General features: G+C 73.9%; 23 protein-coding genes. 12 read left to right on the forward strand and 11 right to left on the reverse strand.

The window, feature by feature from the left end; all coding sequences use genetic code 11:
• Positions 1-13 precede the first annotated feature (13 nt).
• Positions 14-1,438, forward strand: coding sequence for an NADP-dependent phosphogluconate dehydrogenase (gene gndA, locus ACIHAD_RS14720; protein ID WP_397354922.1), 1,425 nt, complete (start codon positions 14-16; stop codon positions 1,436-1,438).
• A gap of 20 nt (positions 1,439-1,458) precedes the next feature.
• Here the strand turns inward: gndA and ACIHAD_RS14725 are convergent, their stop codons facing one another.
• Together ACIHAD_RS14725 and ACIHAD_RS14730 are read right to left on the reverse strand one after the other, a co-directional pair.
• Complete coding sequence (locus ACIHAD_RS14725; RefSeq protein ID WP_397354923.1) at positions 1,459-2,232, reverse strand: acyl-CoA thioesterase domain-containing protein; 774 nt, start codon at positions 2,230-2,232, stop codon at positions 1,459-1,461.
• 7 nt (positions 2,233-2,239) lie between these two features.
• On the reverse strand, positions 2,240-3,184 hold the full coding sequence (locus ACIHAD_RS14730) for a helix-turn-helix transcriptional regulator (RefSeq protein ID WP_397354924.1): 945 nt from the start codon (positions 3,182-3,184) through the stop codon (positions 2,240-2,242).
• A 51-nt stretch (positions 3,185-3,235) separates the two neighbouring features.
• Between ACIHAD_RS14730 and ACIHAD_RS14735 the strand changes: the two genes are divergently transcribed.
• A complete protein-coding gene (locus tag ACIHAD_RS14735) occupies positions 3,236-4,312 on the forward strand; it encodes an epoxide hydrolase family protein (protein ID WP_397354925.1) in 1,077 nt (358 codons plus the stop codon).
• Here the strand turns inward: ACIHAD_RS14735 and ACIHAD_RS14740 are convergent.
• Complete coding sequence (locus ACIHAD_RS14740; protein WP_397354926.1) at positions 4,309-4,659, reverse strand: VOC family protein; 351 nt, start codon at positions 4,657-4,659, stop codon at positions 4,309-4,311. The genes ACIHAD_RS14735 and ACIHAD_RS14740 overlap by 4 nt on opposite strands.
• A gap of 142 nt (positions 4,660-4,801) precedes the next feature.
• On the opposite strand from ACIHAD_RS14740, the gene ACIHAD_RS14745 reads away from it, so the two are divergent.
• The 4 genes from ACIHAD_RS14745 (at position 4,802) to ACIHAD_RS14760 (ending at position 8,562) form a co-directional block, all read left to right on the forward strand.
• A complete protein-coding gene (locus ACIHAD_RS14745) occupies positions 4,802-5,635 on the forward strand; it encodes a helix-turn-helix transcriptional regulator (RefSeq protein ID WP_397354927.1) in 834 nt (277 codons plus the stop codon).
• 43 nt (positions 5,636-5,678) lie between these two features.
• A complete protein-coding gene (locus tag ACIHAD_RS14750; protein ID WP_397354928.1) occupies positions 5,679-6,107 on the forward strand; it encodes a type II toxin-antitoxin system PemK/MazF family toxin in 429 nt (142 codons plus the stop codon).
• A gap of 132 nt (positions 6,108-6,239) precedes the next feature.
• On the forward strand, positions 6,240-7,655 hold the full coding sequence (locus ACIHAD_RS14755; RefSeq protein WP_397354929.1) for an FAD-dependent oxidoreductase: 1,416 nt from the start codon (positions 6,240-6,242) through the stop codon (positions 7,653-7,655).
• A gap of 172 nt (positions 7,656-7,827) precedes the next feature.
• A complete protein-coding gene (locus tag ACIHAD_RS14760; protein WP_397354931.1) occupies positions 7,828-8,562 on the forward strand; it encodes a DUF3152 domain-containing protein in 735 nt (244 codons plus the stop codon).
• Here the strand turns inward: ACIHAD_RS14760 and ACIHAD_RS14765 are convergent.
• The gene (locus ACIHAD_RS14765; RefSeq protein ID WP_397354932.1) at positions 8,524-9,126 is read right to left on the reverse strand and encodes a TetR/AcrR family transcriptional regulator; all 603 of its coding nucleotides are present in this window, start codon (positions 9,124-9,126) and stop codon (positions 8,524-8,526) included. The two genes, ACIHAD_RS14760 and ACIHAD_RS14765, sit on opposite strands and share 39 nt — an antisense overlap.
• 105 nt (positions 9,127-9,231) lie before the next feature.
• On the opposite strand from ACIHAD_RS14765, the gene ACIHAD_RS14770 reads away from it, so the two are divergent.
• The 3 genes from ACIHAD_RS14770 to ACIHAD_RS14780 all read left to right on the forward strand — a co-directional run bounded on the left by ACIHAD_RS14770 (position 9,232) and on the right by ACIHAD_RS14780 (position 12,226).
• Positions 9,232-10,020, forward strand: coding sequence for an SDR family oxidoreductase (locus ACIHAD_RS14770; protein WP_397354934.1), 789 nt, complete (start codon positions 9,232-9,234; stop codon positions 10,018-10,020).
• Positions 10,021-10,107: 87 nt separating this feature from the next.
• Positions 10,108-11,229, forward strand: a complete 1,122-nt coding sequence (locus ACIHAD_RS14775) for an MBL fold metallo-hydrolase (protein WP_397354935.1) — start codon at positions 10,108-10,110, stop codon at positions 11,227-11,229.
• A 46-nt stretch (positions 11,230-11,275) separates the two neighbouring features.
• Positions 11,276-12,226: a pirin family protein gene (locus ACIHAD_RS14780; RefSeq protein WP_397354936.1), complete on the forward strand. Its 951-nt coding sequence runs from the start codon at positions 11,276-11,278 to the stop codon at positions 12,224-12,226.
• Here the strand turns inward: ACIHAD_RS14780 and ACIHAD_RS14785 are convergent.
• Both ACIHAD_RS14785 and ACIHAD_RS14790 read right to left on the reverse strand, forming a co-directional pair.
• Entirely contained in the window at positions 12,223-13,218 is a 996-nt protein-coding gene (locus ACIHAD_RS14785) for a coiled-coil domain-containing protein (RefSeq protein ID WP_397354937.1), read from the reverse strand. The two genes, ACIHAD_RS14780 and ACIHAD_RS14785, sit on opposite strands and share 4 nt — an antisense overlap.
• Positions 13,219-13,329: 111 nt before the next feature.
• A complete protein-coding gene (locus ACIHAD_RS14790; RefSeq protein ID WP_397354938.1) occupies positions 13,330-14,748 on the reverse strand; it encodes a serine/threonine-protein kinase in 1,419 nt (472 codons plus the stop codon).
• Between the two features lie 136 nt (positions 14,749-14,884).
• Here ACIHAD_RS14790 and ACIHAD_RS14795 point away from each other — a divergent pair, with 136 nt between their 5' ends.
• Positions 14,885-15,523, forward strand: a complete 639-nt coding sequence (locus ACIHAD_RS14795; protein ID WP_397354939.1) for a GNAT family N-acetyltransferase — start codon at positions 14,885-14,887, stop codon at positions 15,521-15,523.
• Positions 15,524-15,569: 46 nt separating this feature from the next.
• Here ACIHAD_RS14795 and ACIHAD_RS14800 read toward each other — a convergent pair whose 3' ends face one another.
• The 4 genes from ACIHAD_RS14800 to ACIHAD_RS14815 form a co-directional block, all read right to left on the reverse strand.
• Complete coding sequence (locus ACIHAD_RS14800) at positions 15,570-16,634, reverse strand: NAD(P)-binding domain-containing protein (protein ID WP_397354940.1); 1,065 nt, start codon at positions 16,632-16,634, stop codon at positions 15,570-15,572.
• Positions 16,635-16,705: 71 nt separating this feature from the next.
• Entirely contained in the window at positions 16,706-17,500 is a 795-nt protein-coding gene (locus ACIHAD_RS14805; protein WP_397354941.1) for a phosphotransferase enzyme family protein, read from the reverse strand.
• A 51-nt stretch (positions 17,501-17,551) separates the two neighbouring features.
• Positions 17,552-18,268 carry a hypothetical protein gene (locus tag ACIHAD_RS14810; RefSeq protein WP_397354942.1) on the reverse strand — a complete coding sequence of 239 codons (717 nt, stop codon included), beginning with the start codon at positions 18,266-18,268 and terminating at the stop codon, positions 17,552-17,554.
• A gap of 2 nt (positions 18,269-18,270) precedes the next feature.
• Positions 18,271-19,038, reverse strand: a complete 768-nt coding sequence (locus tag ACIHAD_RS14815) for a hypothetical protein (protein ID WP_397354943.1) — start codon at positions 19,036-19,038, stop codon at positions 18,271-18,273.
• Positions 19,039-19,286: 248 nt separating this feature from the next.
• On the opposite strand from ACIHAD_RS14815, the gene ACIHAD_RS14820 reads away from it, so the two are divergent.
• A complete protein-coding gene (locus tag ACIHAD_RS14820; protein ID WP_397354944.1) occupies positions 19,287-19,637 on the forward strand; it encodes a hypothetical protein in 351 nt (116 codons plus the stop codon).
• 25 nt (positions 19,638-19,662) lie between these two features.
• Here ACIHAD_RS14820 and ACIHAD_RS14825 read toward each other — a convergent pair whose 3' ends face one another.
• Positions 19,663-20,214 carry an Lrp/AsnC family transcriptional regulator gene (locus ACIHAD_RS14825; RefSeq protein WP_397354945.1) on the reverse strand — a complete coding sequence of 184 codons (552 nt, stop codon included), beginning with the start codon at positions 20,212-20,214 and terminating at the stop codon, positions 19,663-19,665.
• Here ACIHAD_RS14825 and ACIHAD_RS14830 point away from each other — a divergent pair, their 5' ends adjacent.
• Complete coding sequence (locus tag ACIHAD_RS14830) at positions 20,215-20,343, forward strand: hypothetical protein (protein WP_352351038.1); 129 nt, start codon at positions 20,215-20,217, stop codon at positions 20,341-20,343.
• Positions 20,344-20,404 lie beyond the last annotated feature (61 nt).

A 20,404-nucleotide genomic window follows, 5' to 3' on the forward strand; every position in this document is an offset into this window, starting at 1 on the left:
GAGGAGCATTGACATGGACTTGGCAGACATCGGCGTCACCGGCCTGGCCACCATGGGGCGCAACCTGGCCAGGAACCTGGCCCGGCACGGATACGCCGTCGCCGTGCACAACCGCACGACGGCCCGTACCCAGCAGTTGGTCAGGGAGTTCGGCGGGGAGGGCACGTTCGTGCCGGCCGAGGAGCTGGCCGCGTTCGTGGCGTCGTTGAAGCGGCCCCGGCGGGCGATCATCATGGTGAAGGCCGGTCCCGGCACCGACGCGGTGATCGACCAGCTCGCCGAGCTGATGGAGCCGGGCGACATGATCGTCGACGGCGGCAACGCGCATTTCCAGGACACCCGGCGGCGTGAGGCGGCGCTGCGCGAGCGCGGCATCCACTTCGTCGGCACCGGCATCTCCGGCGGCGAGGAGGGCGCGCTGCTCGGCCCGAGCATCATGCCGGGCGGCTCGAAGGAGTCGTGGGAGGCGCTGGGCCCGATCCTTCAGGACATCTCGGCCAAGGTGGACGGGGTGCCGTGTGCGGTGCACGTCGGCCCCGACGGCGCCGGGCACTTCGTGAAGATGGTCCACAACGGCATCGAGTACTCGGACATGCAGCTCATCGCCGAGTCCTACGACCTGCTGCGCCAGGCCCTGGGGGCGACGCCGGCCGAGCTGGCCGAGGTGTTCAGGGAGTGGAACCGGGGCGACCTGGACTCGTACCTGATCGAGATCACCGCCGAGGTGCTGGAGCAGGTGGACGCGGCCACGGGCAGGCCGTTCGTGGACGTCGTGGTGGACCAGGCCGAGCAGAAGGGCACCGGCCGCTGGACCGTGCAGAGCGCGCTCGACCTGGGCGTCCCGGTGACCGGCATCGCCGAGGCGGTCTTCGCCCGCGCGCTGTCGGGCCACCCGGAGCAGCGCGCCGCCGCCGCGTCCCTGGAGGGCCCGGAGCTGTCCGGCGTCGGCGGGCGCGAGCTGATCGAGGACGTCCGCCAGGCCCTGTACGCCTCCAAGATCGTCGCCTACGCGCAGGGCTTCGACCAGATCGCCGCCGCCTCCAAGGAGTACGGCTGGGACGTCGACCCGGGCGCCATGGCCACCATCTGGCGCGGCGGCTGCATCATCAGGGCCAAGTTCCTCGACCGCATCCGCGCCGCCTACGACGCCGACCGGCGGCTCCCGACGCTGCTGGCCGACCCCACCTTCGCCGCCGCGCTGAACGCCGCGCAGGACGCGTGGCGGCGCGTGGTCACCACGGCCGTGCGGATCGGCGTGCCGACGCCGGGCTTCTCCTCCGCGCTGGCCTACTACGACGGGTTGCGCCGCGACCGCCTGCCGGCCGCGCTGGTGCAGGGGCTGCGCGACTACTTCGGCGCGCACACCTACCACCGGGTAGACCGGGAGGGCGCCTTCCACACCGACTGGTCGGGCGACCGCACCGAGCGCCCCGCCTGACCCTCCCGCTCGCCGCGAGGTCAGCGGCCGGTCAGGGCCACCGGGTTGGCGACCGCCGTGACCAGGCAGAACCCGATCGGGCCGGCCGTGTCGTGCAGGGTGACCTGGCCGGTCGCGACGCCGCCCGCGCTGAGGTGGCCGGTGGCCTCGACGCCGATCAGCTCGCCCTCGGGCAGTCGGGCCAGCGTCAGCGTGTAGTCGGCGTTGATGAAGCTGACGCCCGCCGAGCCGACGTTGGCCAGCGGGCTGGCGAAGTCGGCGGCCAGGGCGGCGCGGGTGAGCGGCGTCAGCGGCTCGTCGTCCACCAGCGGGTGCGTCTCCCGCAGCCACACCCGGTCGCGACCGCCCTGGCCCCAGTCGGTCAGCCGCCACAGGTCGAACGGCGGCTTCCAGCCCTGCCCCTCGGCCGGGGCGCCGGCGGGCGGCGGCTCGTCCCAGGCGGGCGTGTGCGGCAACCTGCCGCCGGGCTGCTCGCCCTGCCGGAGCAGCACGGCCGAGGCCCGGCCGATCACGCCCTGCTCGGTGGAGAGCACGGCGTCGGCGACCCGGATCCGCCGCCCGTCCCTGACCAGGGTGGTCTCCACCGTGACCGGCAGCATGGGGCTGTTGCGGAACAGGTCGACGGTCAGCCGGGCGAAGTGCAGGCCGGGCTCGGCGTGCCGCTCCTCCAGGGCGCCGGCGGCCAGGCCGCCGAGCAGGCGGCCGTGGAGCATGTCGGGGGACCAGGGGCTGCGCGCGTGCGGGGCGGGCACGAACTCGCCCTCCTTGCGCGTGAAGAACGCTGACGTCGCCATCACCGAATCATATTCTAGAAGAGAGCAGCCGCCGTCCCAGCGCGCGCAGGCGTTCCTTGAGCTCGGCCGGTTCGAGCACCTCGAAGTCGACGTCGAGGAAGGCCACGGCCACAGCCATCAGGTGCAGGTCGTCGCCGCGCATGGTGAGCACGCAGGTGGCCTCGTCCACGGGCTCGACCTGGCCGCTGACGCGGCCGGCCAGGCGGGCGGCGGGCGCGTGGAGCAGGAAGCGGGCCTCGACGGGCCACATCTGGTGGCCGAGCCGGTGGCGCACCCAGGCGGCGACGTCGGCCTCCGGCGGCTCGCGCGGGGGGAAACGCGGGCCGTTCGGCGTGCGCACCTCGATCCTGTCGGCCCGGTACGTGCGCCAGTCCTGGCGGTCGACGTCCCAGCCGACCAGGTACCAGCGGTTGCCCTTGCTGACCAGGCTGTTCGGCTCGGTCCTGCGCAGCTTGGTGGCGCCCTGGTGGTCGGTGTAGTCGAAGCGCAGCTGCTCGCGGTCGCGGCAGGCGGCGGTGATGCGGATCAGCAGCTCCGGATCGACCGTCGGGCCCTGCCCGCCGATCCGCACGGTGTGCGTCTGCAGGGCGTTCACGCGCTGCCGCAGGCGGGCGGGCAGCACCTGTTCGAGCTTGGCCAGGGCGCGCAGCGAGGTCTCCTCGATGCCGGTCACCGTGCCTCCGGCGGCCGTGCGCAGGCCGACCGCGACGGCCACCGCCTCCTCGTCGTCGAGCAGCAGCGGCGGCAGCTCCGCGCCCGGACCGAGCCGGTAGCCGCCGGCCACCCCCGGCGTGGAGCCCACCGGGTAGCCGAGGCTGCGCAGCCGGTCGATGTCGCGGCGCAGCGTGCGCGGGGCCACGCCGAGCCGTTGCGACAACTCCGCGCCGGCCCACTCGCGCCGGGTCTGCAGGAGGGAGAGCAGGCGCAGCAGCCGCGCCGAGGTGTCGAGCACGCTGTCCATTGTGGCCCGATCCTGGCCGCAATCCTGCCTAGCGTGGGGGGCATGAACCGATTCGTCATCGACATTCCGCAGTCCGCGCTCGACGACCTGCGGGCGCGGCTGGACCGTACGCGCTGGCCGGACGCCCTGGACGGGGTCGGCTGGTCGTACGGCGTGCCGCCCGAGGCCGTGCGCGAGCTGGCCGCGTACTGGCTGGACGGCTACGACTGGCGGGCGCACGAGGCGCGGCTCAACGAGCTGCCGCAGCACACGACCGAGATCGACGGCCAGCGCGTGCACTTCGCCCACGTACGCTCGCCGCGCCCGGACGCGCTGCCGCTGCTGCTGACGCACGGCTGGCCCAGCACGTTCGCCGATTTCTCCCGCGTGGCCGAGCCGCTCAGCCGGGACTTCCACCTCGTCATCCCGTCCGTGCCCGGGTTCGCCTTCTCCGGCCCCACCACCGAGACCGGCTGGGGCGCCCGCCGTGTCGCCGCCGCCTGGATCGAGCTCATGGACCGCCTCGGCTACGACCGGTACGGCCTTCAGGGTGGCGACTTCGGCTCGCTCGTCTCGCCCGCCCTGGCGCGGATGGCCCCCGACCGGGTGGTGGGCGTGCACCTGAACGCGCTCACGGCCTTCGTCTCCGACGACCTGTCCGGCCTGACCGAGGCCGAGACCGAGCGCGCGCGGCGGATCGAGCGCTGGCACCGCGAGTTCTCCGGCTACGCCGCCGTCCAGGGCACCAGGCCGCAGACCCTCGCCTACGCCCTGGCCGACTCGCCCGCCGGCCAGCTCGCCTGGCACCTGGACGCGTTCGCGGGCTGGGGCCAGGACGTCGGCGGGGTCGCCCCCGACGACATCCTGACCGACGTCACCATCACCTGGCTGACCGGCACCGCCGGCTCCTCCGCACGCCTGTACCGCGAGAGCGGCGGCGACTGGGCGCCACCCGCCGAGCCCGGCAAGACCCCGACGGCCGTGGCCGTGTTCCCGGGCGACAGCACCGTCCGCCGCTACGCCGAGCGCTCCCACAACGTGGTGCGCTGGTCGGAGCCGGCGCGCGGCGGTCACTACGCCGCCCTCCAGGCCCCCGACCTGCTGGCCGAGGACGTCAGGGCGTTCTTCGCCGGGCTCTAGCCGGGCATCACGCAGAACGGGTGGCCCTCGGGGTCGAGCACCACCGTCCACTCCTCACCGCCCGGCTGCTGGGCAGGCAGGGTGGCGCCCAGGGCGACCAGCGCCCGCTTCGTCTCCTCGACGTCGGGGACGGTGAGGTCGAGGTGCAGGTGCTTGCCGTCGTTCGGCCAGCCCGGGCCCCGGTAGCCGTCGATCCGCTGGAAGGCCAGCGGCACGGGGCCGCCGGTGACGGTGGCGTACTCGGGGTCGGAACCGGCGACCTGCCAGCCGGTCGCCTTGGCGTAGAAGCCCGCCAGGGCGACGGGGTCGGCGCAGTCGATGACTATGGAGGAGATCACTGTTGTCATGCCGCCACCTTGCCGGTGCGGGCATCACCAGGTCTTGAACATCCTTGCGCCTCGCCCTCCCCCGGGCCCCTTGAGGGCGGCGCGTCGCGCGCCGGGCGCGGGAGTCGGGGGATTGTCGGAGGCGGGGCGTAACGTTCGGCGGGTGCGATCCTCCAAGCCGCTGGCCCGTGGGAAGGGCTTCACCCTCGACCTGGTGACCTGCGTCGACGACCACCGCGGATGGTCACGGCCCGAGGTCGGCCGGGCCCACCGCATGGTCCTGGTCCACCGCGGCGCCTTCCGCCGCATGGCCGACGGCCGCCCGTCCGCCGTCGACCCGACGATGGCCTACCTCGGCGCACCCGGCGAGGAGGAACGCTTCGCCCACCCGGCGGGCGGCGACGTCTGCACCTCCCTCTCCCTGTCCCCCGCGCTCTGGCGCACCCTGGCGGGCGACGGCACCCGGCTCGCCCGCCCGACCGTCTACGTCGACGCCCGCTTCGAGCTCGCCCACCGGCGCCTGCTGGCCGCCGCCCGCGCGGGAGACCCCGACTTCGCCCTGGTCGAGTCCCTCCTGTCGCTGACCAGCGCCACCCTCACCCAGCTGGCCGGGCCCGCCACCCCTGCCGCCGCCCCCTCGCCCGCCCCGGCCCCCGCCGGTTCCACCGCCGCCCTCGCCGACGCCGCCCGCGAGGCGATCTCGGCCGACCATCCGGCGGCGGCCGGGCTGTTGCCGCTGGCGGAGCTCCTGGCCGTCTCCCCCTACCGGCTCAGCCGGGCCTTCACCCGCGAGCTGGGCGTCTCGCTGACCCACTACCGCAACCGGGTGCGCGTGAGCCGGGCGCTCGACCGGCTGGAGAGCGGCGAGACGGGCCTCGCCGCGCTCGCCGCCGACCTCGGGTTCGCCGACCAGGCCCACCTGACCCGTACGATCCGCCGCCACGTCGGCCACACCCCGACGGCCTTACGCCGCCTGCTGGCCTCCCCCGTCCTCTGAAGACGGGTGGATTTCAGGTGGCCCGCCGCCATAGGCTCCCCCAATGCGTGATCTAGGTGAGGACCCCCGGCCCGCCCGGGGCGTCGTACGCGAGGTCCACTCGCTCAACGGGCCCGTCACTCTGGCCTACTCCCCCGACCTCGACGGCCTGGCCGATCCGGGGGAGATCGTATGGGCGTGGGTGCCGTACGAGGAGGATCCGTCGCGGGGCAAGGACCGGCCGCTGCTGGTCGTGGGCCGTACCGGGCGCAGGCTGCTCGGCATGATGTTGTCCAGCAAGGGCGACGACGGCCCCGACTGGCTGGAGGTCGGCGCGTGGGGCCGCGACGCGCGGGTGTCGTACCTGCGGCTCGACCGGGTCTTCGCGCTCGACGAGGACGACATCCGCCGCGAGGGCGCGGTGCTCGACGGCGACCGGTTCGCGCGGGTGGCATCCGTCCTCATGCAGAGGCACGGGTGGGGCGTGGGCTGACCCGGACGAGGCCCGCGCCGCCACCGGCGGGTGGGCCCGTAACCCCCATGGATGGGCGTGAGGGAGTATCCGGATGGTAAGCGCACGATCCGGTCATCGCCCGAGGTCACCCGCGCCTGCGATCATGGGGGCATGCGTGTTGTGGTGATCGGCGGCGGGATCGTCGGAGCGAGCGCGGCCTACTACCTGAGCGGCCGTGGCGTGGCCGTGACCGTGGTGGACCGCGGTTCCCAGGGGCAGGCGACCCGGGCGGGCGCGGGCATCGTGTGCCCGTGGGTGGACCATCCGGAGGACGACGCCTGGTACCGGCTGACCAGGGAAGGCGCCCGCCACTACCCGGCGCTGGTCGAGGCCCTGGGCGAGGACATCGGCTACGCCAAGGTCGGGGCCCTGCTCGTGGCGGAGGACCCGGTCGACCTCGAACCGGTGCGGGCCCTGCTGCGCCGCCGCCACGACGACGCGCCGGAGATGGGCGAGGTCATCGACGTGCTCACGCCGTCCGACCTGTTCCCGCCGCTGTCCGACGACCTCAGCGCGCTCCTCGTGCCCGGCGCCGCCCGGGTGGACGGCGGCGCCGTGCGTGACGCGCTGCTGCGCGCCGCCGTCACCCAGGGCGCCCAGGTGCTGATGGGCAGCGCCGTCCTGACCCCCGACGGGCAGGTACGCCTGCACGACGCCGACGAGGAGACCCCGGCGGGGAACGGGCGGCCGGGGGGCGAGGCGGTGAGCGGCGAGACCGCTTCCTGGCGCCAGGCCGCCCCTCTCGCGCCGTTCTCCACGGGTGACCTGACCGAGAGCCCCCTTGAGGCGTCCGCCGAGGGACCGGTCGGGGCGGCGGGCGACGCCCCCTTCGGCGGCCCTCCCGACGGCTCCCCGGAAGGCCCCGCCCTGACCCCCGCGACCGCGCCCGCCGAACCGGTCCGGCCTGCGGCACCCGTCCGGCCGGCCGAGCCCGTCCGGGCCGCCCGGCCGGCCGGACCCGCGGGCCGTCCCACGGCCGGGCGGGCGCCCGCCGACGAGGGCGTCCCGCTGGAGGCGGACGTCGTGATCGTGGCGGCCGGGGCGTGGACGGGCGAGGTGTGCCGTCCGCTCGGGGTTGAGCTGCCGGTGTTCCCCCGGAGAGGGCAGATCCTGCACGCCACCCTCGACGGCGTGGACACCGCGTTCTGGCCCATCGTGCTGCCCAGGAGCGGGCCGTACCTGCTGGGGCTCCCCGGCTCGCGGGTCGTCATCGGCGCGACCGTGGAGGACGTCGGGTTCGCGCCACGGGTCACGATGGGCGGGCTCGACGAGGTGATCGCGGCGGGGTTGCGGGTGGCGCCCGGCCTGTTCGGGGCGACGGTGTCGGAGACGAGGGTCGGCCTGCGCCCGGTCAACGCCCCCGGCCCCGCCCTCATCGGCCGGCTCACGCCCGGGGTGATCGTGGCGACGGGGTTGAGCGCGTACGGCCTGACGGCGGGCCCGTTCACCGGCGAGCTCGTGGCCGAACTGGCTCTCGGCGAGCAGCCCCCCATCGATCTCACCCCCTACGCACCTCCCGCCGTCTGACCGGCGAAGGGCGTCCCGACCAGGCATGGCCCCCTCCATGAGAAGGACGGGGCTGCGTCCGGGAGGGGAGCGTAGGGGTCAGGTCGTCATTAGTCGGACCCCGGCATGATTCATGTGGCACTGCGCGGTTATGGTGGATTTCTCCCCACCGTGATCTCGTGGGGAGGCCGCGTTGCCGCTGCTCGCGCTGCTGATCGTGCTGCTGCTGGCCGCCGGATGCGCCTCCGCCCCGGAGCGACCGGAAGGGCACGAGGGCTCCGGGGCCCGGACCACCCCCGCGCCCTCCGTCACCCCCTCCCCTCGCCCCTCGGCCCCCACGCCGACCTCTCTTCCCGCGGAGCATGTCAAGATCCCGTACGCCGCCTCGGGCTCGTACGCCGTGGTGCCCGGCGGCGCGGCCGCCCGGCCCGGCGAGGGTGAGGTGGTGCGGTACCTGGTGGAGGTCGAACGCGGCCTGCCGATCGACGGGCCCGTGTTCGCGGCGGCCGTGCACCGGACCCTCAACGATCGGCGCGGATGGGCCCGCTTCCAGCGCGTCGACCACGGTCCGGTACGGGTCCGGGTGGCGCTGTCCAGCCCGGGGCTGACCCTCAGCCAGTGCCTGCCGTTGCACACCGGCGGTACGCTGTCGTGCTGGAACGGGACCCGCTCGGTCATCAACGCACTCCGCTGGGCGGACGGCGTCCCGCAGTACGAGGGTGACCTGGCCGCCTACCGCGACTACCTCATCAGCCACGAGGTCGGCCACAGCCTGGGACACGGCCACCGCGCCTGCCCCGGCCCGGGCCGGCCCGCTCCGGTGATGGTCCAGCAGTCCAAGTCACTGGGCCGGTGCCGTCCGAACCCGTGGCCCCACCCGGAACGCGGATCAGAAGAACGCCGCGACGCCCTGGCCCGCAACCCCTGAGCGGCGCGAGGGCTGCGACGCGGGGGAGCTAGAGAACGCCCGGCCCCGCAGGAGAGCCCACGACAGGAGGCGAGCGCGGGGCAGGGGGCGGGGTTGCGGCTGGGGGCGGGGGCGGGGCCGGGGATGGGGCGGTGGGGAGGCCGGGGCCCGCGCCTGCCGGAACAGCCTGTCGCACCTCGCCTCGACCTCGGCGTGCACCCGGGCCACCTCCGCCCCCGCGGCCCCGGCCACCGACGCGCGGCTCATCGCGAACCCCCAGTCGATCTTCACCCGCAGCACGTTCGCCGTCGCCTGGTAGAGCGCGACCAGCGGCGGCGCCTGCTCGGGCTGGGCGGCCTCCACAGCGGCGGCGAACTGCCGGGTCGCCCACGCCGCCATCGCCTCCACCAGCGCGTCCCTGGAGGCGAAGCGCCGGTGGACGGTCGTCCGCGCCACCCCGCCCGCCTCGGCGATCTGCTCCATGCCGGCCGCCGGGTTCTTGCTGAGCACCCGTTCGGCGGCCTCCAGGATCGTCCTGACCGTCCGCTCCGCGTCGGACCGCAGGGCCCGTGTCGTCCCACTCACACCTCAGAGGGTACAGGACCGTCTCCCTTAAGGCCGTAGTTGCGTCATGGGTGTTGCAAGTTCTAGAGTGATCGCATCACCAATGACGCAAGAAGGGTGTTTCCCATGGACATGCGACTTACCGGCAAGACCGCCGTCGTCACCGGGGCGAGCAGGGGGCTGGGGCTGGCGATCGTCGAGGCGCTGACCGCCGAGGGCATGCGGGTCGTGGCCGCGGCCCGGACGATCTCCCCCGAGCTGGAGCGCACCGGCGCGACCACCGTGACCGCCGACCTGTCCACCGCGGCGGGCCCGGCCGAGCTGGTCGAACGGGCGCTGGCCGAGCTGGACGAGATCGACCTCCTGGTCAACAACGTGGGCGGCGGCGACAGCGGTCAGGGACAGCTCGGCGGCTTCCTCGGCTTCGACGACGACGCATGGCGCCAGGCGTACGACCTGAACTTCCTCAGCGCCGTACGGGCCACCAGGGCCGCGATGCCCAGCCTGCTGCGGCGGCGCGGCACCGTGATCAGCATCTCCTCCAACAGCGCCCGCGTGCCGCACATGGGACCGATGGCCTACACCATCGCCAAGGCCGCGCTGACGGCGTTCGGCAAGGCCCTGGCCGAGGAGTTCGGCCCGCAAGGGGTGCGCGTCGCCACCGTCTCCCCCGGCGCCTCGCGCACGTCCATGTGGGAGGCCCCCGACGGGTACGGCGCCGCCCTGGCGGCCTCGCTCGGCATGGAGCACGAGCAGTTGCTCGCGGGGCTGCCGTCGGTCGCCGGAATGACGACCGGTAGGTTCGTCGAACCGGAAGAAGTCGCCTCCTTGGTGACGTACCTGGCCTCGCCGCACGCCGGAAGCGTGAACGGCGCCGACTACGTCATCGACGGCGGAGCGATCAAGACGGTATGAACTATCGCGATATATCGTAGAACGGGAACACCGGGGAATCCCGCCCGGTTGGGCGGGATGGACATCATCTCCAGGGGAGTGTGGGCAATGGCAGGAATGCGGACCGCACGGCGGATCCTCGCGGGCGGCGCGGTGGCCGCCGCGGCCGGTTGGGCGTTGCGCGGGATACCGGCCGAGCTGGGCGTGCGGCCTTTGGCGTCAGGGCCGGACCGGGTGAGCAGGATGCGGCGCTCGCCGCAGTTCAGGGGCGACACGTTCGTCAACCCCATGCCCGAGCCGACCACCTTGATGACCACGCCGCCCGCGGGGCTGCTCGCCGAGCTGGCCAGGAACAAGGAACAGCGGCACCCGGCCGGGCCCATCCCGCTGCGCCTGCCACCGTCCGGGCCGCCGCCCGCCGACGGCCTGCGCGCGGTCTGGTACGGCCACGCCTCCACGCTGGTGGAGATCGAGGGCAAGCGGGTGCTGTTCGACCCGGTGTGGAGCAACCGCGTCTCGCCCTCCCAGCTCATCGGCCCCAAGCGGCACCACCGGCTGCCGGTGGACCTCGGCGACCTGCCACAGGTGGACGCGATCGCGATCTCGCACGACCACTACGACCACCTGGACATGGCCACCGTGCGCTCGCTCACGCGCACCCAGAAGGCGCCGTTCCTGGTCCCGCTGGGCATCGGGGCGCACCTGGAGCGGTGGGGCGTGCCGCTGTACCGGATCATCGAGCTCGACTGGGACGAGGAGGCCGAGGTGGCGGGCCTGCGCTTCGTCGCCACCGCCGCCCGGCACTTCTCGGGACGGGCCTTCACCAGGAACGACACCCTGTGGGGCTCGTGGGTGGTGGCCGGGGCGAGCAAGCGGGTGTTCTACGCCGGCGACTCCGGATACTTCCAGGGCTACCGGGGCATCGGGGCCGCCCACGGGCCGTTCGACCTGACGCTGATGCCGATCGGCGCCTACAGCCCGGCCTGGCCCGACATCCACATGAACCCCGAGGAGGCCGTCAACGCCCACCTCGACCTGGGCGGCTCGCTGCTGCTGCCGGTCCACTGGGCGACGTTCACGCTGGCGCTGCACCCGTGGGCCGAGCCGGTCGACCGGCTGTGGCGGGAGGCCAAGGCGCGGGACGTCGAGATCGTGGTGCCCCGGCCCGGCGAAGGCGTGGACGTGACCGCCGTCCAGGCCGTGGACGGCTGGTGGGAGACCCTGGGGTAGCGGTCCGGGCCGCGTAGGGGGTCGTACGGCCCCCTACAGTCGTGGGGTGAGCAACATGGAACGTGACCCCCGCGAACTGCTCTGCGCCCCCGACGCCGACGGCCGCGGCGAAGTGCTGACCGGACGCGAGGTGCCCCTGGGCGGCCCCCGCGCGATGCGGGTGAGCAGGACGCTGCCCGGCGTGCACCGCCGGATGATCGGCGCCTGGTGCTTCGTCGACGCCTACGGCCCCGAACCGGCGCTGATGCGCGTGCCGCCCCACCCGCACACCGGCCTGCAGACGGTGACCTGGCTGGTCGCGGGCGAGGTGCTCCACCGCGACAGCCTGGGCAGCCTGCGCCGGGTGCGCCCCGGCCGGCTCAACCTGATGACGGCCGGGCGCGGCATCTCGCACTCGGAGGAGTCGCCGGGCACGACCCTGCACGGCGTGCAGCTCTGGGTGGCGCTGCCGGACGCCCACCGGCGCACCGCCCCCGCCTTCGAGCACCACGCCACGCTGCCCGTGCTGTCCGGCCCCGGCTTCGAGGCCACCGTGATCATGGGCGAGCTCGGCGGCGTGACCTCGCCCGCCACCACCCACAGCCCTCTGGTGGGCGCCGAGGTGGCGGTGGACGGCACCGGCGAGGTGCCGCTCGACCCCGCCTTCGAGCACGGGCTGCTGCTGCTCGACGGCGAGGTCGAGCAGGCCGTGCCGGGCGCGCTGCGCTACCTGCCGCCTGGCCCCGGCACGCTGCGGCTGTCCGGGCGCGGACGGGTGCTGCTGATCGGCGGCGAGCCGTTCGGCGAGGAGATCGTCATGTGGTGGAACTTCGTGGGGCGCTCCCACGAGGAGATCGCCGCCTTCCGCGAGGAGTGGACGCGAGGCGACGGCTTCGGCACGGTCGAGGGCTTCGACGGCGAGCCGCTGCCCGCCCCGGTGCTCCCCTCCATCCGGCTGAAGCCACGCGGGCGGGTACGCGCCGATCGTCCGGCCGCCCCCGCGGTGGCCGAGGACTAGTAGACCGAGATGTGCGGATGATCGAAGTGGTTGGCCGTCGTGCCGCCGCGGTTGGACATCGTCCGCCAGGTGCCGGTCCTGGCGTGCCAGATGCGCTGCCGGTAGATGATGTACATGATGCCCAGGCGCCGGGAGTTCTTGATCGCCCAGTTCGCGATCTCGTAGCCGCGCTTGACCTCGGCCGCCGAGGGCATCGCGCCGCCGTGGCTGAGCATGAAGTCGCAGGCCCGGCCGAGCGGGTGCTCGCCGCCGTCCTGGATCGTCCGGTAGCAGCCGATCCCGTACGGCACCGCGAACCGTTCCTTGATCAACGTCTTGACCAGGCGCATGCGCGGCGTGATGTTCTCGGAGCCGTCCGGGAGCTGCGGCACCCACGTCCCGTCCGGACGCCGCACACCCGGCGCCGTGTACAGCTTGTCGATCCGGTCCCTGATCCGCTCGATCAGCTTCTCGGCCTTGCCCTTGCGCCGCTCAAGGTCGGCCACCGCCGTGCCGAGCTCCTCGGCGCGGGCGGCGGCCTCCTCCTCGGCCTTGCGGCGCTCGTCCCTGACCTTGGCGTAGCCGCGCAGGCGGGCGTCCTGGAGGTCGATGAGATGGCGGCTGAGCGCCAGGCGGTTCAGCAGCCCGTCCGGGTCCTGGCTGCCGGTGAACAGGGCGATCTGGTTGGGTTCGCCGCCGACGTACTGGGCCACGGCCAGCGTTCTGAGCTGGAGGGACTCCCGGTCGTAGACCTCCTGGGCGGCGGCCAGCCGCTCGCGCGCGGTCTTCTCCGTCTTGTCGGCCTGCTGCTGGGCGCGGCGGCTGTTGTAGTACTCCTCGATCAGCCGGTCCGACTCCTTGCCCAGCGCGGCCAGCTCCTTCTTGAGCTGCTTCACCGAGGGCTTGGGGGCCGCGAGCCCGGCCGAGGCGTTGCCCGCCGTCAGGAGCAGCCCGGCCAGTACGGCGACCACGGCCCGCGCCACGTGGCCCACGGCGGAGGAGGCGACCGCCACTGTCCTCCTTAGCCTGAGCCGCAGGGCAGGTTCCGGTCAGGAGCTAATCAGAGTCCGGGACGCCCTCTATCCGACGCTGATAGTAAGGGATCAAGCAACCTTCCACGCAACTTATGACTTTTCCTGACTACGGGCCTTTCGTGTGTGTCTGACCGCGATGCGCCCGCCGACCAGCGCCGATCCCGGCACCACCAGCATGCCGAGCAGGCTGGACCCGAGCCCGACGTCGAGGTCGGCGTCCAGCAGCCCGCCCCCGCCGCCGAGCAGGGAGCCGCCGAGCGACAACCCGACCGAGACGGACAGGAGCGGCTTGTGGGTCTTGGTGGGCGGCGGGGTGGGCGGCGGCTCGGGAGCGGGGGCGCTCGTGGCGGGCGGCGAGACCGTCCCGGACCCGCTGGGCACGGGCGTCACCGGTGTCACCGGCTCCGGCGAGGGGGGCGCCGTCGTGAACGAGGTCCCCGTGGACACCGGCGGCAGCGCGGTGCCGCTGTCGGTCGAGGGCGAGCCGCTCCAGATCACGAACGTCGACGCCACCGCCGCCGCCGTCGCCAGCACCAGCCCGCCGGTCACCGCGAGCTTGGCGGGCGGGCCGACCGAAGTGCGCACCACGCTGGTGGCCGTCGTGGCCCCGCTCCCCGCACCGCTCTCCACGGCGCCGCCCGCGCCCGTCCCGGCCGACGGGAGCAGCGCGGCGAACGGCACCGCCAGCGCGGCCAGCCCCGACCGGCCGCGCAGCTCCCACCCCGCGCCGTACGTCCCGCGCGCCACCTCCTCCAGCTCGGCCAGGAACGCCTCGGCCGAGACCGGCCGGTCGGCGGGGTCCTTGGCCAGGCCGTGCTCGACCAGCCCGCGCAGCCGTCCGTCCACGTTCTCCAGCGGGGGCGGCATGTGCTGGTGCTGGAAGGCCAGGGCGGCCAGGTTCCCGGCGGTGAACGGGCGGCGGCCGGTGAGGCACTCGTAGAAGACCAGGGTGGCGGCGTACACGTCGGAGGCCGGGCCGGCCGGGGCGTCGTCCCACTGCTCGGGGGCCATGTAAGCGGGGGTGCCGGCCAGGGCGCCGGTCTCGCCGAAGCGGGCCGCCACGCCGAAGTCGACCAGCTTGCTGTCGCCGTTCGTGGTGATGATGACGTTCTCGGGCTTGAAGTCGCGGTGCACCACCCCGCGCCGGTGCGCCTCGGCGAGGCCGAGCAGCGCCCCCTTCAGCAGGGTGAGCGCGGCCTCCACGCCGGTGCCGCCCTCGCCGGCGATCAGGCGGCGCAGCGTGACGCCGTCGACCAGCTCCATCACGATGGCGGACGCGCCCCCGGCCTCGACGTAGTCCAGCAGGCGGGCGGTGTGGGGGCTGTCGATCTCGCCGATGACCCCGGCCTCGGCGCGGAAGCGGGCGGCGAACTCGCCGTCCGCGCGCAGGGCCTCGGACAGGTGCTTGATCGCGACCGGTAAGCCGTCGGAGTCGCGGACGGCGAGCACGACGCGGCCGGTTCCTCCGTGACCGAGTTCCCGGATCTCCGTGTAACCGGGAACAGCCATGTCGGGCCCTCCTGACCGGATAAAGATCCTTATGTCAGGACGCTAGCCGAAGGTTACACGCCGTGTCGAGCCCCTTCGCAGGAGTAACCAGACCCCTGTCTCAATCGGTATTTTTCCTACTTCCTATAGTAGGTTCGTGGCTCTCACCGATCATCTGCGCGAATGGCTCGGGGCCTGGCCGCCCACGGGAAACCTCGACGTCACAGGCTCGCCGCTGCGTACGCTGCCCGCCTGGGACGGCCGCGTGCACCCGGCCCTCGGGGTCGGTACCCCGGAGGGGGCAATGTTGTCGGTGCCGCCCGAGCACGTCGCCCGCGTGAGCGCCGCGCGGACGCTCCGGGAGATCCCCGCGCTGATCGGATATGGGGATCGCGGCTGGTTCGACGCCGTCTTCCGGTGGACCACCGAGCCCGCTCCCCTGCCCGACGCCGGGGAGTGGATCCCCGCGACGGACGAGGCCGTCCCCGGATGGCTGCGCGTGTTCGGCGGCGAGGTGCTGGTGGCCGTGGACCCCGGGACCGGTGAGCACCTGGCCGGGGTGGGCGTCAAGCGGCACGACCGCTTCGGGCGGGAACTGTCGGTGGTCACCGCCCCCGAGGCCCGCGGGCGCGGCCTGGCCAGACGGCTGGTGGCGCAGGCGGCGCGGCGGGTGCTGGACGAGGGGGCGGTGCCGACGTACATGCACGCGGTCGGCAACACCGCCTCGGCCGCCGTCGCCAAGGCGGCGGGCTTCCCCGACCTCGGCTGGACCGCGTTCGGCGTCACCGAGAACTGACCCGCCACGCGCCACGCGCCTGGTTCGGGCCGCCGGGCCGCCGGGTTCAGGCCGCCGGGAGGGCCGGGCGGGAGGCCAGGAGGGCGCGGACGTTGCGGGCGGCGGTGCGACCGGCGCGGTTGGCGCCGACCGTGCTGGCCGAGGGCCCGTAGCCGACGAGTTGCAGCCGCGGCTCCCTGACGACCCGCGTCCCGTCCACCTTGACCCCGCCGCCCGGCTCCCGCAGGCGCAGCGGCGCGAGGTGGTCGAGCGCCGACCGGAAACCGGTGGCCCACACGACGACGTCCGCGGCCTGCCGCCGCCCGTCCGCCCACTGCACGCCGTACGGGGTGAGGCGGCCGAACATCGGCCGCCGCTCCAGCGCCCCCTTGGCCAGCGCCTGCCGCACGACGACGCTGTAACCGAGGCCGGTGACGCCGACCACGCTCTGCGGCGGCAGCCCGGCCCGTACCCGCGCCTCCACCAGGGCGACGGCCTCCCGCCGGGCGTCCTCGCCGAAGTCGTCGCCCCTGAAGACGGGCGGACGGCGGGTCACCCAGACGGTCTCCGCGGCGACCCCCGCCACCTCCGACAACACGTGCATCGCCGAGGCCCCGCCCCCGACCACGACCACCCGCCGGCCCGCGAACGCCTCCGGCCCGCGATAGCCCGCGTAGTGCAGCTGCTCGCCCAGGAAGTCCGCGGCCCCCGGGTAGTACGGCCAGTACGGCCGGGTCCAGGGGCCGGTCGCGTTGACCACGGCCCTGGCCGCCCACTCCCCCGCGTCCGCCGCCACGACCAGCCGCCCGCCCTCGCCCTCCCGTACGGCCGCCACCTTGACCGGCCGCAGGACCTCCAGCCCCACCCGCCGCTCGAAGTCGCCGTAGTACTCCGGGACGACCTCCGCCGCGGGCCGGTCACCGGCCGCCTCCAGGCCGCCCGGCACGCCGGGCAGGTCGAAGACGCCGTGCACCTTGTCCATGGTCAGCGACGGCGACCGATGCCGCCACGCGCCCCCGGGCCCCTGCGCCGCGTCGAGCACCACCGTCCCGATCCCGAACCGCCGCAGGAAGTACGCGCTGGACAGCCCCGCCTGCCCGGCCCCGATCACCACAACCTCGGTCGTCTCCACGATCGACTGCAACCCCGCGCGACGGCCCGCTCTTCCCACCCGGCCGGTCCGAGCGGCGACGCCCGCCCGCGTCAGACGGGCGGCGGCTCCGTCAGTGCCTCGGCGAACAGGGCGCGGTGGCGCAGGATGTGCTCGCGGTCCACGCCGTACAGGACGTCGTCGCCGCGGGCGAGGTGCGCGGCGAAGGCCCTGTCGCCCGCCGCCGCCCGTTCGCGCATGTGCCGTACGAGGTGGTCCAGCCGTTCGGCGGCGGTGGCGGGCAGCGCCGGACGGTCGTCTTCGGCCAGGCCGTAGGCGTCGGCGAACAGCCGCAGCCTGCGCGCCTGCGCCGCCACCGGACCGGCCCCTTCGTGCCGCGGATCGCCCAGCGGGACGAACCGGTAGGCGGCGTAGGCCACGTCCCACAGGCGCGGCCCCGGATGGGCGGTGTCGAAGTCGATCAGGGCCACCGGCCGCCCGTCGCGGAACACGCAGTTGTACGGCGCGACGTCCCCGTGGCAGATGACCTCGGCGGGTTCGCGCGGCGGGAAGTACCAGGTCGCCCCGCCGGCGAGCGGGAAGCCCTCGGTGGCGTCGTGGTAGCCGCGCAGCAGCCGGGCGACGGCGCCGAGGGTCTCCTCCGAACGGGCGTAGCCCGGCAGCGGATGATCGGGCACCTCGCCCGGGACGAAGTCGAGCACCTCCCGGCCCTGGGCGTCGATCCCGTGCCCGGCCGGCGCGCCCGCGAAGCCACGGGCGGCCAGGTGGCCGAGCAGCGCGTGCACGGCCGGTGTCCAGGGGCCGGTCGGGCGGCGTACGGTGGCGCCGGCCCGCACCACCAGGTTGACGCCGCCGCCGGTCAGCAACTCCTCGTCACGCTCGCACACGTCCGTCATTCTCCCACTCCGGCGGACGGCGCGCGGGGGCGCCGATCACCGTCAGCGGGCCCTGAACGCCACCGCGGTCGTGGAGGCGATCGCCGTCACCAGGACCACCATGATCAGGACCGTGCCGAGCGGGTTCTTGCGCCGTGGCAGCGCCTGGATCTGCTTGATCCGCCTGCGCGCCGCGACCGTCGGGGTGGGCGTGGGCGTCGGCGTCACCTCCGGGACGGGCACCGGCACCGGAGCCGCGCGCACCGGCCGAGGGGTGTGGCGGGGCACCGGCCGCGGAGTGGGCGGCGGCACCGGCCGCGGCGACGACCGGGGCGGCGGCGGGGGCGGCGGTGGCGGGGGCGGCGACGGCCGGACGTGGCAGTCGCCCACCTCCACACCGCCGCCCGGACCGTACACGCACACCGAGTCGGGTCCGATCGACACGTGCGGCACGGGGGCGCCGGTCCGGGGCGACCGCCCGCCGGGCCGCGTCGGCATCGACGCCCGCGGCCTCGGGCCGTCCCAGATCCGCGCGCCCGGCACCGACACCACCGGCCTCGGATCGTCCCAGATCGCCACGCCCGGCACCGACACCACCGGCCCGGAACGGCCGTCGCTCACCGGCTCCCCGTGGATCGTGATCCCCGGCTCCGGCACGTGCGGCGGACGTGCGTGCCCGGTGCCGGGCGCCGGGGGTTGCAGGTCGGCCGCCGCCGGGCCGACCGCGCTCGCGGCGAGCAGAGCGGCGGCCAGCAGCAGCGGCGCGCGCCTGACGCCCACGGTCACATTCCCCCGGCGATGCGGGAGAACTCCTGCAGCGCGCCCTGGAACGCCTGCGGCCCGACCGCCAGCGGCCCGGCGAAGGCGTGGGCGATGTCCCAGGTCAGGTAGGTGCCGAAGCCGAGCATCGCGGCCATCGCCAGCAGCGGCAGGACCGCCAGGCCGCGTGGCCGCGCGCCGGCCAGGTAGGGGAAGACCATGACCAGCAGGCCGGTGAGCACGGTCAGGAACAGCAGCCCTTGTGGCGGGGTGGCGACGGCGTCCATCGAGCGCTGGGATCGGGCGGCGGCGATCGCGGCGACGCGTTCGAGCACGGCGTCGCGGGCGTCCTTGTCGTCGTCGGTCTTGACGGCGACGGCGCCGACCCGGCTGCGCATGGCGTCGAGCCGGGCGGCGCCGACCGGGTCCATCCGGCCCTCGGCCATCAGCGGCCACTCGTCCCTGACCACGAAGGTGACGTAGTCGCGCAGTGCGGTGCGGACCGTCTGGGGGGCCGTGCCGGGCAGGTCGGCCGCGGCCCAGTAGGCGTCGATCGCGGCCTGGCTCTCGGCCTGGGCGTTCTGGCGGGCGGCGTCGGCGGTGGTCCAGGGCACGATGATCGCGATCGCGAACACCAGCAGGAACAGCGCCGACAACATGGACCCCGCATGACCGGCCGAGACCCCGTCGGGCTCGGCGTCCTCGCTGCCCTTCTTCGTGAGCCGGAACACCAGCGCGGTGAGCGCCACCACGCCCACGGCCGCCACGATCGAGAGCGTGTACGCCAGCATGAAGATCTCCCAAACCTTCTCGAATACACAGTGTTACATGACTATCACACTATGCAACGCTGGTGTCAGCTACCGGTAGGTAAAGTCGCGGGCGAGCGCGTACGGCCGCCGCCGTACGCCGCCGGGGGTCGAGAACCTGCTCGTACGGCGGCCCCGGGCAGGGACGGCGCTGGACGGATCGTTGATCATGACCGGCTGTTCTGACCAAACGTCCAGCCGGTCGGTGATGATCCAGAAAAATGGTGACTATGGACGGCGTGAATCTCAACGGCCGTAAATTCGTGATGGTGAGCTCGACGGCGAGCGCGGTGGACCCCGGCAGCCCGACGGAGTTCCTGTACCGGGAGGCCGACGGCGTGGTGTGGGGCAGCTACACGGGCGACACCGTGACCCACGGCCGCTTCGTCGGGACGCGCGACGGCGCCGACGTCTCCATCTCCTACGCGCACGCGCTCAAGGCCGGCGGCAAGGCCGGCGGCCAGAGCAGCAGCCGCGTCGAGCAGGGCGAGGACGGGCTGCTGCGCCTGGTGGAGGAGTTCCGGTTCGACGGCGACGACACGTTGCACGTCAGCGTGTGCGCCGAGGTCCCCACCTCCTGACGGCCTCCTGGCGAGGGGCCGGCTGCTAATCGTCCTTGCGCAGGGCGGCGCGTCCCTCGGCGGCGCCGACGAACCGCATCTTGCCGAGCGGCACGTCTCCCTGTGTCTCCTGCGGCGTCCGCCGGACGGGACGGGAGGCGTCCCGGTCGGACGGCAGCACGTACGGCCGCCTGAGCACTTCGTCCAGGATGAACACGGTCTCGGTGGCCTTGACCGCCGGGATGTTGGCCAGGCGGTCGGTCACCATGGTGTGCACGGCGGCCACGTCGGAGACCCGTACCTGGATCATGGCGTCGTGCTGACCGGTGGTGATCGCGCAGTACTCGACCTCGGGCATCCGGGCCAGCTCGGCCCTGAACTGCTTCCACATCTGCTGGCGCACGGTCACGAAGATCAGCGCAGTGATGCCGAGCCCGGCCCGCACGTGGTCGATCTCCGCGGTGAAGCGCTTGATCGCGCCGTCGGCGCGCAACGCCTCGAAGCGCGTGTAGGCGTTCGCGCGGGAGATGCCCACCCGTTCGGCCAGCGCGGCGACCGAGATCCTGCCGTTCTCGCGCAGGACCTCAAGGATCTTCATATGGACGTCGTCCAGTTCGAGACCGATGCCGATCCGTCCAGGTTGACCGCTGCCGCTGGCACCATTTCTGGAAATATCACTCATCATTACACCTCGACCATTTATATCCGTCTCGCGGACCGCACATGACCTGGACGTTCTGCCGGACAATCCTCGACATCCTTCTCCCGAACGTCCAATTTGGAGGACC

The sequence above is a fragment of the Nonomuraea sp. NPDC052265 genome (assembly GCF_044547985.1).
Classification (GTDB): Bacteria; Actinomycetota; Actinomycetes; order Streptosporangiales; family Streptosporangiaceae; genus Nonomuraea.

What these genes read in the sequence shown, in the direction of transcription:
- gndA (WP_397354922.1), top strand. Translation starts at nt 14, where the DNA reads ATGGACTTGGCAGACATCGGCGTCACCGGCCTGGCCACCATGGGGCGC.
- ACIHAD_RS14725 (WP_397354923.1), bottom strand. Translation starts at nt 2,232, where the DNA reads ATGGCGACGTCAGCGTTCTTCACGCGCAAGGAGGGCGAGTTCGTGCCC.
- ACIHAD_RS14735 (WP_397354925.1), top strand. Translation starts at nt 3,236, where the DNA reads ATGAACCGATTCGTCATCGACATTCCGCAGTCCGCGCTCGACGACCTG.
- ACIHAD_RS14740 (WP_397354926.1), bottom strand. Translation starts at nt 4,659, where the DNA reads ATGACAACAGTGATCTCCTCCATAGTCATCGACTGCGCCGACCCCGTC.
- ACIHAD_RS14750 (WP_397354928.1), top strand. Translation starts at nt 5,679, where the DNA reads ATGCGTGATCTAGGTGAGGACCCCCGGCCCGCCCGGGGCGTCGTACGC.
- ACIHAD_RS14755 (WP_397354929.1), top strand. Translation starts at nt 6,240, where the DNA reads ATGCGTGTTGTGGTGATCGGCGGCGGGATCGTCGGAGCGAGCGCGGCC.
- ACIHAD_RS14770 (WP_397354934.1), top strand. Translation starts at nt 9,232, where the DNA reads ATGGACATGCGACTTACCGGCAAGACCGCCGTCGTCACCGGGGCGAGC.
- ACIHAD_RS14775 (WP_397354935.1), top strand. Translation starts at nt 10,108, where the DNA reads ATGGCAGGAATGCGGACCGCACGGCGGATCCTCGCGGGCGGCGCGGTG.
- ACIHAD_RS14790 (WP_397354938.1), bottom strand. Translation starts at nt 14,748, where the DNA reads ATGGCTGTTCCCGGTTACACGGAGATCCGGGAACTCGGTCACGGAGGA.
- ACIHAD_RS14815 (WP_397354943.1), bottom strand. Translation starts at nt 19,038, where the DNA reads ATGCTGGCGTACACGCTCTCGATCGTGGCGGCCGTGGGCGTGGTGGCG.
- ACIHAD_RS14820 (WP_397354944.1), top strand. Translation starts at nt 19,287, where the DNA reads ATGGACGGCGTGAATCTCAACGGCCGTAAATTCGTGATGGTGAGCTCG.
- ACIHAD_RS14825 (WP_397354945.1), bottom strand. Translation starts at nt 20,214, where the DNA reads ATGAAGATCCTTGAGGTCCTGCGCGAGAACGGCAGGATCTCGGTCGCC.
- ACIHAD_RS14830 (WP_352351038.1), top strand. Translation starts at nt 20,215, where the DNA reads ATGGACGTCGTCCAGTTCGAGACCGATGCCGATCCGTCCAGGTTGACC.